Origin of the sequence: Streptomyces sp. NPDC048664 (assembly GCF_040650555.1) — a bacterium.
In the GTDB taxonomy this organism is placed as follows: domain Bacteria; phylum Actinomycetota; class Actinomycetes; order Streptomycetales; family Streptomycetaceae; genus Streptomyces.
The window spans coordinates 47,863-62,776 of the sequence record NZ_JBEZHK010000001.1; the positions used below are offsets into that span (position 1 = coordinate 47,863).

The 14,914-nt window shown below is 70.7% G+C and carries 14 protein-coding genes; 6 read left to right on the top strand and 8 right to left on the bottom strand.

Annotated elements, in window-relative coordinates:
- Positions 1-14: 14 nt before the first annotated feature.
- The 6 genes from AB0C59_RS00215 to AB0C59_RS00240 all read right to left on the bottom strand — a co-directional run bounded on the left by AB0C59_RS00215 (position 15) and on the right by AB0C59_RS00240 (position 5,176).
- Entirely contained in the window at positions 15-1,202 is a 1,188-nt protein-coding gene (locus tag AB0C59_RS00215; RefSeq protein ID WP_362999873.1) for a hypothetical protein, read from the bottom strand.
- On the bottom strand, positions 1,202-1,876 hold the full coding sequence (locus AB0C59_RS00220) for an RNA polymerase sigma factor (protein WP_362999874.1): 675 nt from the start codon (positions 1,874-1,876) through the stop codon (positions 1,202-1,204). Before AB0C59_RS00220 ends, AB0C59_RS00215 begins: the two co-directional genes overlap by 1 nt.
- Positions 1,877-2,237: 361 nt before the next feature.
- Entirely contained in the window at positions 2,238-2,639 is a 402-nt protein-coding gene (locus AB0C59_RS00225; RefSeq protein WP_362999875.1) for a hypothetical protein, read from the bottom strand.
- Positions 2,636-3,268, bottom strand: a complete 633-nt coding sequence (locus AB0C59_RS00230) for an RNA polymerase sigma factor (protein ID WP_362999876.1) — start codon at positions 3,266-3,268, stop codon at positions 2,636-2,638. The genes AB0C59_RS00225 and AB0C59_RS00230 overlap by 4 nt, the downstream gene beginning before the upstream one ends.
- Positions 3,269-3,417: 149 nt before the next feature.
- Positions 3,418-3,819 (bottom strand): hypothetical protein, encoded by a 402-nt coding sequence (locus AB0C59_RS00235; RefSeq protein WP_362999877.1) that lies wholly within the window; start codon positions 3,817-3,819, stop codon positions 3,418-3,420.
- Between the two features lie 163 nt (positions 3,820-3,982).
- Positions 3,983-5,176: a YncE family protein gene (locus AB0C59_RS00240; RefSeq protein ID WP_362999878.1), complete on the bottom strand. Its 1,194-nt coding sequence runs from the start codon at positions 5,174-5,176 to the stop codon at positions 3,983-3,985.
- A 519-nt stretch (positions 5,177-5,695) separates the two neighbouring features.
- Here AB0C59_RS00240 and AB0C59_RS00245 point away from each other — a divergent pair.
- Positions 5,696-6,475 (top strand): hypothetical protein, encoded by a 780-nt coding sequence (locus AB0C59_RS00245; RefSeq protein ID WP_362999879.1) that lies wholly within the window; start codon positions 5,696-5,698, stop codon positions 6,473-6,475.
- A 613-nt stretch (positions 6,476-7,088) separates the two neighbouring features.
- On the opposite strand, the gene AB0C59_RS00250 is transcribed toward AB0C59_RS00245, so the two are convergent.
- Positions 7,089-9,521 carry a beta-propeller fold lactonase family protein gene (locus AB0C59_RS00250; RefSeq protein ID WP_362999880.1) on the bottom strand — a complete coding sequence of 811 codons (2,433 nt, stop codon included), beginning with the start codon at positions 9,519-9,521 and terminating at the stop codon, positions 7,089-7,091.
- A gap of 219 nt (positions 9,522-9,740) precedes the next feature.
- On the bottom strand, positions 9,741-10,310 hold the full coding sequence (locus AB0C59_RS00255; RefSeq protein WP_362999881.1) for a hypothetical protein: 570 nt from the start codon (positions 10,308-10,310) through the stop codon (positions 9,741-9,743).
- A 423-nt stretch (positions 10,311-10,733) separates the two neighbouring features.
- Here AB0C59_RS00255 and AB0C59_RS00260 point away from each other — a divergent pair, with 423 nt between their 5' ends.
- The 5 genes from AB0C59_RS00260 to AB0C59_RS00280 all read left to right on the top strand — a co-directional run bounded on the left by AB0C59_RS00260 (position 10,734) and on the right by AB0C59_RS00280 (position 14,898).
- Entirely contained in the window at positions 10,734-11,327 is a 594-nt protein-coding gene (locus tag AB0C59_RS00260) for a 2-oxo-4-hydroxy-4-carboxy-5-ureidoimidazoline decarboxylase (RefSeq protein WP_363000135.1), read from the top strand.
- Between the two features lie 167 nt (positions 11,328-11,494).
- A complete protein-coding gene (sdhC, locus tag AB0C59_RS00265; protein WP_362999882.1) occupies positions 11,495-11,875 on the top strand; it encodes a succinate dehydrogenase, cytochrome b556 subunit in 381 nt (126 codons plus the stop codon).
- 5 nt (positions 11,876-11,880) lie between these two features.
- Positions 11,881-12,363, top strand: coding sequence for a succinate dehydrogenase hydrophobic membrane anchor subunit (locus AB0C59_RS00270; protein WP_362999883.1), 483 nt, complete (start codon positions 11,881-11,883; stop codon positions 12,361-12,363).
- Positions 12,364-12,382: 19 nt separating this feature from the next.
- Positions 12,383-14,137, top strand: coding sequence for a succinate dehydrogenase flavoprotein subunit (sdhA, locus tag AB0C59_RS00275; protein ID WP_362999884.1), 1,755 nt, complete (start codon positions 12,383-12,385; stop codon positions 14,135-14,137).
- Entirely contained in the window at positions 14,137-14,898 is a 762-nt protein-coding gene (locus AB0C59_RS00280; RefSeq protein WP_362999885.1) for a succinate dehydrogenase iron-sulfur subunit, read from the top strand. The genes sdhA and AB0C59_RS00280 overlap by 1 nt, the downstream gene beginning before the upstream one ends.
- The last annotated feature ends 16 nt before the right edge of the window (positions 14,899-14,914 follow it).

Genomic DNA, 14,914 nt, shown 5'->3' on the forward strand with positions numbered 1-14,914 from the left:
GGGCTGGGTCTGCCTCAGAGGCCGGCGACGGACGGGGCCGGCGAGCCGAACGACAGGACCGGGGTCTTCGTCCCGCCCGGGGACAGGGGCAGGACCGACGAGGCCGGGCCCAGGGAGTGGGACGTGCTGGGCATCAGGCCGACGCCCTTGCTGCCGGGCCATATGTGGCCGTCGTCGTCACCACCACCGCCGCCGCCGGGGTCCGACGTGCCGCCGCCGTGGTGGTCCCCGCCGCTGCCGTCGCCGCCCTGGCCACGGCCCGGGCCGGACCCGCCGCCCCGGTGGTCGCCGAGGGCGAACTTGCAGAACGTCTTCACCCGTCCGCTGCCGCCGGCCGCGTCCTCGAGTCCGCGCATCCGCCGCGAGCCCATGTCCTTGCCCCCCGCCATGTCACGGCAGGCGGACCGCACGGCCGTCCACCACTCCTGGGTGCCGGCCGTGGGGTCGGGCGTGCTGTCCGCACCGGGCCGGTCGGGGGCGGTGGAACCGCCGCTCGCCTCGTCGTGGGAGGAGTCCTCGCGGGTGGGCGCGCCGCTCGTGCCGTCCGGTGCCCGCGGCGTCGTCGGGGGTTCGTCGGCGTCGGCCGTGCCCGGGGGCGGGGAGTTCACCGGCTGCCGCGCGGTCTCGTCCGCCGACACGGAGGCCGCGGGTTCCGGGTCGTCGCTGAACGGCGCCGGGAGCACTCCGCTTCCGGCCGCGACGGCGACCCCGCTGATCATCCCGGCGGCCAGCGCCGCGGCGAGGCCGAGGCGCAGGGGGCGGCCGAGGCGGGAGCCTCGCCGCCCGGGCGCGGGACGTCCGAGGCGGACCAGCCCGGCGTCCGCGGTCGGGCCCGCGGCGCCACCGGGGGCGTCCGGGCCGATCACGGCCACCGTGTCGACGGTCCGAGTGCCGCGGGCGGCGTGCGCGGCACCCACCGCGTGCGCGCCGGTGCGCACGGACGCGGCACCCGCCAGGGACTCGCCGGTGCGAACGGCACGGACGGCGCGGGCGTCGCGCGCCGCGCGGAACGCGGCCAGCGCGGCGGCCTCGCCCGGGAGTTCGGCGCCGGCCCGCGGGGGCTCGGCCGCGAGCGCGGCAAGCGTCTCGGCGAGCCGGGCGGCGCGGGCGCGGGTGCCGTCGTCGACGAAGTCCAGCGGCTCCCCACGCAGCATCTGCTCCGCCGCGTCACCATCCAGCCATCTGTGCTGCTCGTCGGCCATCACATGTCCTTCTGCGTCCGCGCACGCATATGCGTCACACCGGCGGACGACACCGTGCGGAGATGGGCGTCCCTCTGGGGCGGCATGGCACCGAGAGCGCCCACCGATTCCGGATCCGCCTCGGGGCCCGAGCCGAGCAGCTCCGCGAGGCGCCGCAGGCCCCGGTGCGCCGCGGTGCGCACGGCTCCGGGGCGCTTGCCGAGCGTCTCGGCGGCGGACTTGGCGTCGAGGCCCATGACCACCCGCAGCACGACGGCCTCCGCCTGGTCCTGCGGCAGCTGCGCGATGAGGGAGAGGGTGTGTCCGGTGGCCAGCGACTCCATCGCCTCGCCCGCCGTGTCCGACTCGGCCGCCCGACCGGTCAGTTCCGTCTCGTCGCCGCCGATCACCGGGCGCCGTCCGCGCATCCGGATCAGGTCGAGCGCGCGGTTGCGGGCGATCCTGGCCGCCCAGCCGCGGAAGCGGTCGGCGTCGCCGCTGAACCGGTCGAGGTCACGTGCGATCTGGAGCCACGCCTCGGAGGCGACGTCCTCCGCGTCGGGGTCGCCGACCAGGGTCCGCACATATCCCAGCAGCCTCGGATGCACGGCTCGATACACGGTCCGGAACGCGGCCTCGTCCCCGTCCTGCGCCGCTAGCACCGCGGCCGTCAGCTCCGCGTCGTCCGCCAGCACCCCGAACTGCCCCTCTGTGCGCCCGAACCCGCGCCGCTCGCGCGTCGCCGGCTCTCGCTCTCGTGATTACTCATCGTTGGTGCGGTCTGAGTCCACTCATGGTCTGCGGCGGTTGTATCACCCGTTTTACTGATCGTCCGCCGGTCGGCGCGAAAGGCACGTTACGGCGTGAAACCAGTCTCCGTCCACGTTCGTACAACGCGCAACCAACTCGTGACACGGCGAGGTGTGACAGAAAACGCATCCGCGGCGCTGTAGAGAGTACGGGCCGCCGCGCGACCCGTGACGCGCGACGGTCGGGGCCTCTCCTGTGGGGGGTGGTGGCCCCGGCCGTCGCTTTCTTCCTCTCTTCTCGGTCTCCTCAGTGCCGCACCGGGCGACGTCCGCCCCGCCGCCGCCTCGCCGCGCCCCTCAGCGCGGACGCCACGAGGGCCGCGCCGCCCAGGAGCCCCGCGAGCGAGGAGGGTGACATACGCCTCGTCCCGCGCCCCGCGCGCGGACTCCAGTCGTCGCGCTCCGCGCGGTGCGTGCGCGTCGGACGGAACACGCGCGCCGAAGAGGCCGTACGGGCCTGCCGGAAGGCTGCGAGGGCACGCTCCTGCGCGTCCGGGTCGAGGAACCGGGGCCGCACGGCGGCGACAAGCGCGTGCGCCGTCACCGCCTCGGGGCGGGTGCGTACGGCCGCGCCGCCTCCGCTCCCCCCACCGTCCTGCCGTCCCCTCATGCCCCTGCCCGTCCCCGGTCCCACGGCGCTCGTGCTCATCGCGACTCCCCCGGCGTCCCGGCCCCGCCGTCCGACACGTCCCGGACGCCGGCTGTCGGGCCGCCGAACTCGCGTGCCAGCCGCTTCAGTCCCCGGTGGGCCGCGGTGCGGACCGCGCCGGGGCGCTTGCCGAGCACCCGGGCCGCCGCGGGCGCGTCCAGGCCGACGACCACCCGCAGCAGCACCGCCTCCGCCTGATCGCGGGGCAGCCGGGCGACCAGCGACAGGGCGTACGCGGTGGAGAGGGACTCCAGGGCCTGGTCGTGCGTGTCGTGGCCGCCGGGCAGATCGAGGACGTCGGCGTCGAGCGCGACGGCTCGCGGGCGGACCCGGCGGCGGCGCAGATGGTCCAGCGCCCGGTGCCGGGCGATGGTCGCGGTCCAGCCGCGGAAGCCGGCGCCGTCGCCCCGGAAGCGGGGCAGGTCGCGGGCTATCTCCAACCAGGCGTCGGACGCCACGTCCTCCGCCTCGTCGCCGACGAGGCCGCGCAGATATCCGAGCAGCCCCGGCTGCACGATCCGGTAGACCACCGCGAAGGCGCCCTCGTCGCCCTGCTGCGCGCGTGCGACGGCCCTGCCCAGTTCGTCGTGGTGCGCCCCCGCGCGGCGGGGCTCCCCTCCCTGGCCCAACGCTGTCCTCGTTCGTGGCGATCGGTCCCGCGTCCACGGACGTACGGCACCGCGTTCGTGCGCACGCCCCCCAGGGGCATCAGCGCCCGAGCGCGAGGAAACGTCACTGACCCGCACACGGACCGCGTACCGGCGGATGCGTGCGAGGGTCATGTCCCGCGGCGAGACCCGGCGGGCGTCGCGTCCCGGCACAGCAGCCGCAGCGAACCGTCGCCCCAGTAGCAGCGGCGGGCCTCGTCGACGGGGTCCCACAGCCGGCCGTCCGGCGTGCGCACCCAGTGGTCGCCGCCGGTCGCCCACCACTCGCCGCCGGTCAGCTTGACCACGACCTCGCCCGCGTACGCCCCGAATCCGCGCAGCACTCTCTCCACGGCGGCGAAGGGCGCGCCCTGACTCCGTATCTCCTCGATCGTCCGGTCCACCCGCCACAGGCTCTGCGCCGAGTAGTCGAGCCGCAGCCGGGCGCCCTCGCGCATGGCCGTGACGACGTCGGCGGCCCAGCGCGCGGGCTTGGTCGCGGCGTGGGGCCTGATCACCTCAGTTGCGTTCACACCCCGAAAAGCGTTCGCCGGGCGCCGGGTGTCACGGCGTTCGGGTGGGGTTTCCCACACCGGCGCAGGACCGTCGCACGGCGCCACATGACGGCCACAGGATCCTTGCACGGACCGGGTTTACCCATGAGGGGCCGCCGGGCGCCGCCCTGCCGGACCGGCTCTAGGCGGTGCACACGACGTACGGCGTCACCGTGTTGGTCTGCCCGGAGTTGTTGTTGAAACTGACCTGCCAGGAGTTCGGGCTGGAGGTGACGGCCTTGCTGACGAGGTTGGTGGGCGCGGGACCGGTGATGTCGAACCCGCCGCCCAGCACCTTGCTCCCGGAGTTCGGACAGGAGACGGACGCCACCACCTGCACGGATGCGACGGTGACACCGAGCGGCGCGGTGCCGCCCGTGGTGATGGTGCTGGTGACGGTGTTGTTCGACGGGTCGATCACCGACAGGGTGCTGGACCCGGAGTTGCCGACGTAGACGCGCGTACCGGACTGGTTCACCGCCACTCCCACGGGGTTGGCGCCGATGCCGGTGCTGATGGTGGTGAGGAGGACGGGAGAGGCGACGCTCGTGTCGATCACCGAGACGGTCCCCGAGGGGAGGTTGCTGGTGGCGTAGAGGCGGGTGCCGGCGGGGTTGATCGCCGCGCCCTGGGCGTTGTTGCCGACGGTGATCGCCGAACCGACCTTGGTGTCGGTGGTCGTGTTGACCACGGTCACCGCGCCCGGGCTGGTGTTGCTGGTGACGTACAGACGGGCACCGGACGGGCTCATCACCGCGGCGTAGGCCGACGGGGTCGAGGCCAGGGCCGCCGGGAACGTGGGGGTTCCGGGTACGCCGGCGGTCACGGGGATCACCGCCACCGAGTTCGCGTTCGTGCCTGTCGAACCGCTGTTGGTGACGTAGACCTTGCTTCCGTCCGGCGCGATCGCCACACCGACGGGGGTGTTGAACGCGCCGGAGACGGTGGTCGTGCTGTCGTTCGACGTGTTGATCAGCACCACGTTGTTCGCGCCGCTGTTGGCCACGTAGACGCCGCTGCCGTCCGGCGTGAAAGCGAGACCGACGGGGCTGGAGAAGCCGGCGATGGAGGTGACCACGGGTGGGTTCTGCGTCAGGTCGACGGCCGACACCGTGGTGCTGTTGGTGACATATGCCTTGGTCCCACTGGAGTTCACCGCCACGGCCTGGGGCGACGTTCCGACGGAGACGGTCGTGGAGGTCTTCGTCGCCGCGTCGGTGATGGTCAGGCTGTTGCTTCCGGAGTTCGCGGAGAAGATGTAGTTGCCCGCCGGGTAGGGGGCGGCCGCTACGGGTTGCGCTGTCGTGAGCGGGAGGATCGCCACCGACGCCGCCATCACCACGCCTGTGGAGAACAGCGCCCGAACTCGCGCCCAACGCGAACCCTGGCGCCCCCTTTCCCCGTATTCTCCCGACCCTCTCTGCGCACCACCAGCACCCATGCCCAGCATGACGACCTCTTCCCACGCAGAACCATTGAGGACCCTCTGAGACAGAAGCGCGATGTCTGCGGGGCCCAGAAGACCGGAGGGTCACAGAACGCTTCTCACACTAAGCAATTCCATTCACCCTTCTTCCGCGCCACAGGTCGGGACACGAGAAATTAGGCTATCCCGGGGCGAGTGTGCCCTTCTTGTCGGCGGAAAAGCGGAAACAGGGCCTCCTGAATTCCGAGTGGAGGCCCTGCCTTCATGCCCGCGGCGTCATGTCGAACTGGGCGTGCCGGGCACCACCACGGTGGTTCCTGTCACGACGACCGTGCCGGCCACGCCACCCTGAGGGCCCTGCGCTCCTTGCTGGCCGACGTTGCCCTGGAACCCTTGGGTTCCCTGAGTACCGGCCGTGCCCTGGGTTCCTTGGGTTCCCTGGGCGCCACCAGCGCCCTGCGCTCCCTGGGAACCCTGGGTGCCGGCCGGGCCCTGAATGCCCTGGAAACCCTGGGTTCCCTGAGTACCCTGCGTGCCGGCCGTGCCCTGGGGCCCCTGGTTGCCCTGCTCGCCGGCGACGCCCTGGAACCCTTGGGCGCCCTGCGCACCCGCGTCGCCCTGAGCGCCCTGGGAACCCTGCTCGCCGGCGGTCCCCTGGGAGCCCTGCGCGCCGTTGCCACCCTGAGTTCCCTGAGAACCCTGGGCCCCCTGCGCGCCGGCAGTGCCCTGGGAGCCCTGGGTTCCCTGCACACCAACATCGCCCTGGGAGCCCTGCGAGCCCTGCGAGCCCTGAGCGCCGCTGCCACCTTGCGCGCCCTGGGACCCCTGCGCACCGTTGCCACCCTGAGTTCCCTGAGAACCCTGGGTCCCCTGCGCGCCGGCAGTGCCCTGGGAGCCTTGAGTCCCCTGAGTCCCTTGCGCTCCGGCAGCGCCCTGGGTGCCTTGGGTTCCCTGGAAGCCCTGGGTGCCTTGGGTCCCTTGCGCGCCGTCGTTCCCCTGAGTTCCCTGCGAACCGGCGACGCCCTGGAATCCCTGGGCGCCCTGCGTGCCCGCATCGCCCTGGGTTCCCTGGGAACCAGCGATTCCCTGGAAACCCTGAGAGCCCTGCGCACCGGCATCGCCCTGAGCGCCCTGGGAGCCGGCGGTGCCTTGCGTCCCCTGCGTGCCCTGAGCACCGTTGCCGCCCTGAACACCTTGGGCGCCCTGTGAACCGTCATTCCCTTGAGTCCCCTGGGAACCCTGCGCACCGGTAAGCCCCGGAGTGCCCTGGGAACCCTGTGCACCCGTAAGACCCGGTGTCCCCTGCGCACCCGTCAGACCCGGCGTGCCCTGCGCTCCAGTGATGCCCTGCGTTCCCTGGGAGCCTTGGGTTCCCTGCGCGCCGTCATTGCCCTGGGTTCCCTGGGAGCCTCGGGGCCCCGTGGAACCTTGCGGTCCTGTCGGGCCGGTCGGGCCGGTGGGTCCGGTCGCTCCCTGCGGCCCCTTGGGACCCTTGCAATGGTCCCTCCCGCCTTTGTGGTGGCGGCAGTCGTCTCCACCCCCACGGCTGTAAGAGGCGGTTGAGGCGACCCCGTCGACCACCCCGGCGAAGGCCGAAGCCGCGGGCAGGATGTTGAGGAATACCGCCATGGTGCTGACCGACACCATCGAGGCAGCCTTCAAACGAGACCTACGCATTGAGTGTGGTTTCACCGGAGATTCCTTCGGGTGATGGTGACGCGAGAAAGACCTCGATATCACCTTCCATCAAGAGAAAGCACACGCGTGATCACCATCGGTGCGTGTCAACGGAAATCATCCGAGCGGCGGCGCGGTGCCACTTCTACGGAGAAGGCGCGCAAACCGCGTTGGAGTTCGCCGAGATGGGCACGACCGAGGTGTTCGTCAGGCTCGTCTGCCAGGAATTCCCGACCGGCTTCGTGCTGAAGTTGTCGGGTGCGGGTCCCTGGAGGGCGAAACCGCCGCCCGTGACCACGGTTCCCGCGGGGCAGGTGGCGACCGCCGTCCCGGACTGGGCCACGGCCGTGAAGGTGGTGGACGTGTCGTTCGCCGGGTTGGGGTCCGGGTCGTTCCCGAAGACCTTGGCGGTGTTCGTGATCGACGTGACGCCGCTGGCCGCGGCGGTGCCGGTCAGAGTGATCGTGTTGCTGGCGCCGTTGGCCAGGGGGCCCGAGGTGCACGACAGCATGCCGCTGGTGACCGCACACCCCGGGGTGGTCGTCGCGGCGCCGTTCAGACCGGTGGGGATGGTGTCGGTGACGGTGTAACCGGAGGAGTTGTCCGGCCCGTTGTTCTTCACGGTCAGGGTGTAGGTGATCGCCCCGCCCGGAGTCACCACCGCCGGCCCGGTCTTCGTGATGCCGAGGTCGACGCTCGAGGCCCCGAAGCACGAGGTCATGTCGTTGCTGCTCGCCGCGGTCCCCGACTGCGTGGACAGCAGGGTGAACGTGGGGCTGGCCGAGGAGGGGTTGGTCATCTGGACGCGGTAGAAGGTGCCGGTGGTGTTCTCCTTGAAGCCGAGGTCACCGTTGCCGTAGGTGAAGGCGCCCCCGTAGAAGGCGACCGTCGAGGTGCCCACCGTGGCCGGCAGCACCGTGCTGGGGAAGCGGGTCACCGCCCCCGAGACCGGATCGATCCGCACCATGTAGAACTGGTTGGGAGAGCCCCCGATGGACTGGGCACCCCAGAGGAATCCGTTGGAGAAGGTGGCGTCCCCCATGTTCAGCTGCCCCGAGGTGATCCCGGTGAGGGTCTTCGCGGTGGCCGTGGCGGGCGAGGTGGCCGTGTTGACCTTGTACATGGCGGGGGGATTGCTGGTGCCGCTGGGGAAGCCGTTGGTGACGGTGACCCAGAAGTTCCCGCTTCCGTCGTACGCCCCCACACTGTAGAGGGTGCCGGTGGGCATGCCCGAGATCACGCCGAGGCTGGTCAGCGCCCCGTCGGGGTTCACCACGACCAGGTTGGGCGCCACCGTCGCCGAGGACTGGACCGCGTACGTGATGTGGCTCGCCGCGCTGCTCGGGTCCACACTCATGGCGTTGTAGACCTGCTGGAGGCCGCCCACCGTGGTGAACGTGATCGAGCCCGCTCCCGCGACCCCCGTGGAGAGCTGTGTCTGCCCCCCGTTACCCGCGCTGAGCAGGATCTCCCCGGTGCACGGCCACGGCGTCGGCAAGGCCGTGCCGGCGACGCCGCTGGGAGCGGAACCGGCCGCGAGGGAGACGGTCGTGCTGACGGAGTTCGTGGCGACGTTGATCACCGACACGTTGTTCGAGGTCGTGTTGGCGACGTAGGCGAAGGTCCCGGCCGGACTGACCGCGATGCCCTTGGCGCCGGTGTTGGGGCTCAGGGAGATGGTGGTGGTGACGGTGTTCGTGCTGGTGTTGATCACCGACACGTTGTTCGACGTGGTGTTGGTGACATAGGCGACGGTTCCGGCCGGGTTCATCGCCACACCGTTGGCGCCGGTGTTGGGGCTCAGGGAGATCGTCGTGGCGACGGTGTTCGTGCTGGTGTTGATCACCGACACGCTGCCCGCAGCGCTGTTGGTGACATAGGCGAAGGTGGCGCCGGGAGTGGGGCTCGTCGCCACGCCCTTGGGGCTGGGGCCGACGGCGATGGTGGTGGTGACGGTGTTCGTGCTGGTGTTGATCACCGACACGTTGTTCGAGGTCGTGTTGGTGACATAGGCGACGGTTCCGGCCTGGTTCACCGCCACACTGCTGGCGCCGGTGTTGGGGCTGAGCGAGATCGTCGTCGTGACGGCGTTCGTACTGGTGTTGATCACCGACACGCTGTTCGACGCGCTGTTGGTGACATAGGCGAAGGTCCCGGCCGGGTTCACCGCCACGCCTCTGGGGCTGGAGCCCACGGGGATCGTGGTGGTGACGGTGTTCGTACTGGTGTTGATCACCGACACGTTGTTCGACGTGGCGTTGGTGACGTACGCCTTGGTGCTGTCCGGCGTGATCGCCACGCTGTCGGGGCCGGTGCCGACGGGGATGGTGGTGGTGACCGTGTTCGTGGCCGTGTTGATGACCGACACACTGTTCAGACCGCTGTTGACGACGTAGGTGAAGGTTCCCGGCGCGGCGGCGGCGAGCGGCGCCGCCGTGAGGGGGAGGACCAGACCGGTCAGGATCACCGCCACCGCGGTGATCCACACCCGCACCGGGATCCACCACGAGCCACCACGCTTGCGGCGTCGTGCCGCACACCGCTCTTGTGACGAACCGTCGACAGCCGTTCCTGACACAGCGATCTCCTCCAACACCGCGGGCACCCACCCCTCGAACAGGGCACCAGCGAGCGACCACCGGAGAGGACAAACCACCGGAAAGCACACCGCCGCCGTCCGCGCCGACACTAACCCGGCACACCATCAGCGAGCGCTGCCCGAGGCATGACACACCCACCGCTCCCCCACCTGGTCCTGCGGGGAGGGCCGCTTCCGCGGCGCGGGCCGGAGGCGGCCCTACGCGCGCCCTCGTGCCCGCCGGGACACCACGGCCCGCAGGACCCGACGGCCCTCGGTCGACAGGTCGAGGGCCTGGCGCAGGCCCGCCGCGCCATGGCTCGTGACCAGCTCCAGCACGGCCGTCTGGCGTCGCAGCTCGGCGGCGACGAGCGGCGACACGCCCTGGGCGCCGCCCTCGTGGCGGGCCGCCACGAGGGCCTCGTCGTCGGTGTCGGAGGGGTCGAGCAGCCGGTGGATGCGCAGGGCGGCCACCGAGCAGGTGTCGGCCCACCGGCGCAGGGAGTCGGCGGACGGGTGGGCGGGGGCGTCGTCGAGCATGCGGCGCGCGAGCCGCGCGGCCTCGACCTCGGCCTCGGAGGAGCACTCCGCGCCGGCCTCGCCGGCGAGCTCGGCACGCGCCTTGGCGAGCCGCTCCTCCCACTCCCGGCCCTCGACCAGGCTTGCCCACAGCGGGCGCAGAGCCTCGTCGTCGGCCCCGAGCAGGGGAGCGGACCGATCCAAACAAGCCAGCCCACTCGCCGCGAGCGCACGCTCGTCGGCCCCCGCGATCAGGTCCACCAGACTCATCACGCCTCCTCGAAGCGCCGCGACGGGACGCCTCATGTCTACGCAGCCCGCACTTCCCCTTACTGCGCGCAACCTACCGGGAGTGTCACAGGGGGCACTACGTCCTGTCGTAGCGGAGTTCGAAGGCGTTTGAAGGCGTTCGACGGAGTCCGGTGTCGCGTTCGATGAAGTCCGAAGACGTGCGAAGACGTGCGGAGAGGGTGCGTTTTCGGCCATTCACGAGCGCGGCCCCACCCGTGGCGCGGGCCGGTCACCCGTCCAGCGACCGCCGCGAAACTCTCTCATCCGGGTGAAAACCGGTCAGCTGTTGGACGACGCCCCGATCGCCACGGATAACGTGGCCGCGCACTCCCCACACTTTCCCCTGCCGATCCCCACGTGCCGTCCCCACGACGACACGCCACCTCACGCCGAGGACCCACGCTGCCTTCGCACCGTCTCCCACCCCTCCCCGGCTCCACCACCCTGCCGGCGCAGCGCCGTTCCACGACCCCCGCCGGCCTGGAGCGGTTCAACGCCGCGCCCGCCGACGACGTACGCCGGGCGCTGCTCGCCTGCTGCGGGAGCCTGCGCTGGGCGTGCCGCGTGACCGACCACCGCCCCTATCCGGACCTGGACGCGCTGCTCGCCGCGGCCGACGAGGCGGCGTACGACCTCGGGCCCGCCGACCTCGCCGAGGCCCTGTCCGGCGAGTCGCTCACCGCGCTCCCGGCCGGCGCCTACTCGGCCGCGCGCACGGCACTGAGCGCCGCCCACGCCGCCTACGAGAGCCGCTTCGGGCACGTGTTCGTGATCTATCTGGACGACGTGTCCCCCGCCGAGGCGGCCGACCGGGTCCTGGCGGCCATCCGGTCACGGTTGGCGAACGATCCGGAGGACGAGCGCCCGCTGGCCGCCGACGAGCTGCGCCGGCTGGCGCGGGGCCGGCTCGTCCGCCTGGCGCGCGACTTCTCCGGCACAGGCCCGCCGAGCCCCCGGCCGGCGCCCGCCCGGGTGGAACATCCGCCCGGTCGATAGCCCGTCCGTGCTCGTTTGATCGGCAGTTTGATCAGTTAGGTAGGGCCGCCGTAAGACTCGGGACCACACGTCGCTACGATGCTGGGGGCCGGTGGACCGTACCCGGCCGGGCCCGACCGACACAGAAGCCGGCGCGGCCCTAGTCCCCGCTCCCGGAGGGTTCTTCCGTGCCGGCTGGAACGCTGTACCGCGGCCGGGAAGGAATGTGGTCCTGGGTGGCTCACCGAGTCACCGGCGTCCTCATCTTCTTCTTCCTGTTCGTACACGTGTTGGACACTGCACTCGTCCGTGTCTCCCCCGAGGCATACGACAAGGTCGTGGCCACGTACAAGACGCCGATCGTCGCGTGCCTGGAGTACGGCCTCGTCGCCGCCATCCTCTTCCACGCGCTCAACGGTCTCCGCGTCATCGCCGTCGACTTCTGGTCGAAGGGCCCGCGCTACCAGAAGCAGATGCTCTGGACCGTCGTCGGCGTCTGGGTCCTGCTGATGCTCGGGGCCATCTACCCCGTCCTCGGCCACGCCGCTCGTGAAGTGTTCGGGAGCTGACGCGCATGTCCACGACTGAAACCGCCTCCTCGGGCATCGGCCCCGTCGAGGGTGACTCGCTGTACGACGTCGAGAACCCGGCGCCGGTCATCGAGGCGCCGCGCAAGCGGACGAAGAAGACGCCGAAGTCGACCCGCGGCAACTTCGAGATGTACGGCTGGCTGTTCATGCGCCTGTCCGGCATCGTCCTGGTCGTCCTGGTCATCGGCCACCTGCTGATCCAGCTCGTGCTGGACGGCGGAGTCTCCAAGATCGGCTTCGCCTTCGTGGCCGGCCGCTGGGCCTCCCCCTGGTGGCAGCTGTGGGACCTCGCGATGCTGTGGCTCGCCATGCTGCACGGCGCCAACGGTCTGCGTACCGTCATCAACGACTACGCGGAGCGGGCGAACACCCGTCTGTGGCTCAAGGGCCTGCTGTACACCGCCACGGTGTTCACCATCCTGCTGGGCACGCTGGTGATCTTCACCTTCGACCCGAACATCCGCTAGGCACGGGGCTGCGAGAATCATGAAGATCCACAAGTACGACACCGTCATCGTCGGCGCCGGTGGCGCGGGCATGCGCGCGGCCATCGAGTCCACGAAGCGCAGCCGCACCGCCGTGCTGACCAAGCTCTACCCGACCCGCTCCCACACGGGCGCCGCGCAGGGCGGCATGGCCGCCGCGCTCGCCAACGTGGAGGAGGACAACTGGGAGTGGCACACCTTCGACACGGTCAAGGGCGGTGACTACCTGGTCGACCAGGACGCCGCCGAGATCCTGGCGAAGGAGGCCATCGACGCCGTCCTCGACCTGGAGAAGATGGGTCTGCCGTTCAACCGGACCCCGAACGGCACCATCGACCAGCGCCGCTTCGGCGGCCACAGCCGCAACCACGGCGAGGCCCCGGTCCGCCGCTCCTGCTACGCGGCCGACCGCACCGGTCACATGATCCTCCAGACGCTGTACCAGAACTGCGTCAAGGAGGGCGTTGAGTTCTTCAACGAGTTCTACGTCCTGGACCAGCTGATCACCGAGGTCGACGGCGTCAAGAGGTCGGCCGGCGTGGTGGCCTACGAGCTGGCGACCGGCGAGATCCACGTCTTCCAGGCGAAGGCCGTGATCTACGCCTCCGGCGGCACCGGCAAGTTCTTCAAGGTGACCTCCAACGCGCACACGCTCACCGGTGACGGCCAGGCGGCCTGCTACCGGCGCGGTCTGCCGCTGGAGGACATGGAGTTCTTCCAGTTCCACCCGACCGGCATCTGGCGCATGGGCATCCTCCTGACCGAGGGCGCCCGCGGTGAGGGCGGCATCCTCCGCAACAAGGACGGCGAGCGCTTCATGGAGAAGTACGCGCCGGTCATGAAGGACCTCGCGTCCCGTGACGTCGTCTCCCGCTCCATCTACACGGAGATCCGCGAGGGCCGGGGCTGCGGTCCCGAGGGCGACCACGTCTACCTGGACCTCACCCACCTGCCGCCGGAGCAGCTGGACGCCAAGCTGCCCGACATCACAGAGTTCGCGCGGACGTACCTCGGCATCGAGCCCTACACGGACCCGATCCCGATCCAGCCGACCGCGCACTACGCCATGGGCGGCATCCCGACGAACGTCGAGGGTGAGGTCCTCAGCGACAACACCACGGTGGTCCCGGGCCTGTACGCGGCCGGCGAGGTCGCCTGCGTGTCCGTCCACGGCGCCAACCGCCTGGGCACCAACTCGCTGCTGGACATCAACGTCTTCGGTCGCCGCGCGGGCATCGCCGCCGCGGAGTACTCGCAGACCGCGTCGTTCGTCGAGCTGCCCGAGGACCCGGCCCAGCTCGTGGTCGACCAGATCGAGCGGCTGCGTGCCTCCACGGGCACCGAGCGCGTGGCGGAGCTGCGGCGCGAGCTGCAGGAGACCATGGACGCGAACGTCATGGTGTTCCGCACCGAGCAGACGATCAAGACGGCCGTCGGGAAGATCGCCGAGCTGCGGGAGCGCTACAAGAACGTGGCGATCCAGGACAAGGGCAAGCGGTTCAACACGGACCTCCTGGAGGCCGTCGAGCTGGGCAACCTGCTGGACCTGGCCGAGGTCATGGCGGTCTCCGCGCTGGCCCGCAAGGAGTCCCGCGGCGGTCACTACCGCGAGGACTACCCGAACCGCGACGACGTCAACTTCATGCGCCACACCATGGCGTACCGCGAGGTGGGCGACGACGGCACGGAGTCCATCCGTCTCGACTACAAGCCGGTCGTCCAGACCCGCTACCAGCCGATGGAGCGTAAGTACTGATGGCAACGCCCGTTATGGACAAGGTGGAGGCGAACGCCAAGGCGTCTCCCTACATCACCGTCACCTTCCGGATCCGCCGCTTCAACCCGGAGGTCTCGGCGGAGGCGACCTGGGAAGACTTCCAGCTGGAGATCGACCCCAAGGAGCGCGTCCTCGATGGTCTGCACAAGATCAAGTGGGACGTCGACGGCACGCTGACGTTCCGCCGTTCCTGCGCCCACGGCATCTGCGGCTCCGACGCCATGCGGATCAACGGCAAGAACCGTCTGGCCTGCAAGACGCTGATCAAGGACATCGATCCCTCGAAGCCGATCACGGTCGAGCCCATCAAGGGCCTCACGGTCCTCAAGGACCTGGTCGTGGACATGGAGCCCTTCTTCCAGGCGTACCGGGACGTGATGCCCTTCCTGATCACGAAGGACACCAACGAGCCGACGCGCGAGCGTCTGCAGTCGGCCGAGGACCGCGAGCGCTTCGACGACACCACGAAGTGCATCCTGTGCGCCGCGTGCACGTCCTCGTGCCCGGTGTTCTGGAACGACGGCCAGTACTTCGGCCCGGCGGCCATCGTCAACGCGCACCGCTTCATCTTCGACTCGCGTGACGAGGCCGGCGAGCAACGTCTGGAGATCCTGAACGACAAGGACGGCGTGTGGCGCTGCCGCACGACGTTCAACTGCACCGACGCCTGCCCGCGTGGCATCGAGGTGACGAAGGCGATCCAGGAGGTGAAGCGGGCGCTGATCACGCGCCGCTTCTGAGGACATCCGTCCCGAA

Coding starts and splice junctions, on each gene's coding strand:
- AB0C59_RS00280 (WP_362999885.1), top strand. CDS start 14,137: ATGGCAACGCCCGTTATGGACAAGGTGGAGGCGAACGCCAAGGCGTCT.
- AB0C59_RS00225 (WP_362999875.1), bottom strand. CDS start 2,639: ATGAGCACGAGCGCCGTGGGACCGGGGACGGGCAGGGGCATGAGGGGA.
- AB0C59_RS00215 (WP_362999873.1), bottom strand. CDS start 1,202: ATGGCCGACGAGCAGCACAGATGGCTGGATGGTGACGCGGCGGAGCAG.
- AB0C59_RS00255 (WP_362999881.1), bottom strand. CDS start 10,310: ATGAGTCTGGTGGACCTGATCGCGGGGGCCGACGAGCGTGCGCTCGCG.
- AB0C59_RS00240 (WP_362999878.1), bottom strand. CDS start 5,176: ATGGCGGCGTCGGTGGCGATCCTCCCGCTCACGACAGCGCAACCCGTA.
- sdhA (WP_362999884.1), top strand. CDS start 12,383: ATGAAGATCCACAAGTACGACACCGTCATCGTCGGCGCCGGTGGCGCG.
- AB0C59_RS00270 (WP_362999883.1), top strand. CDS start 11,881: ATGTCCACGACTGAAACCGCCTCCTCGGGCATCGGCCCCGTCGAGGGT.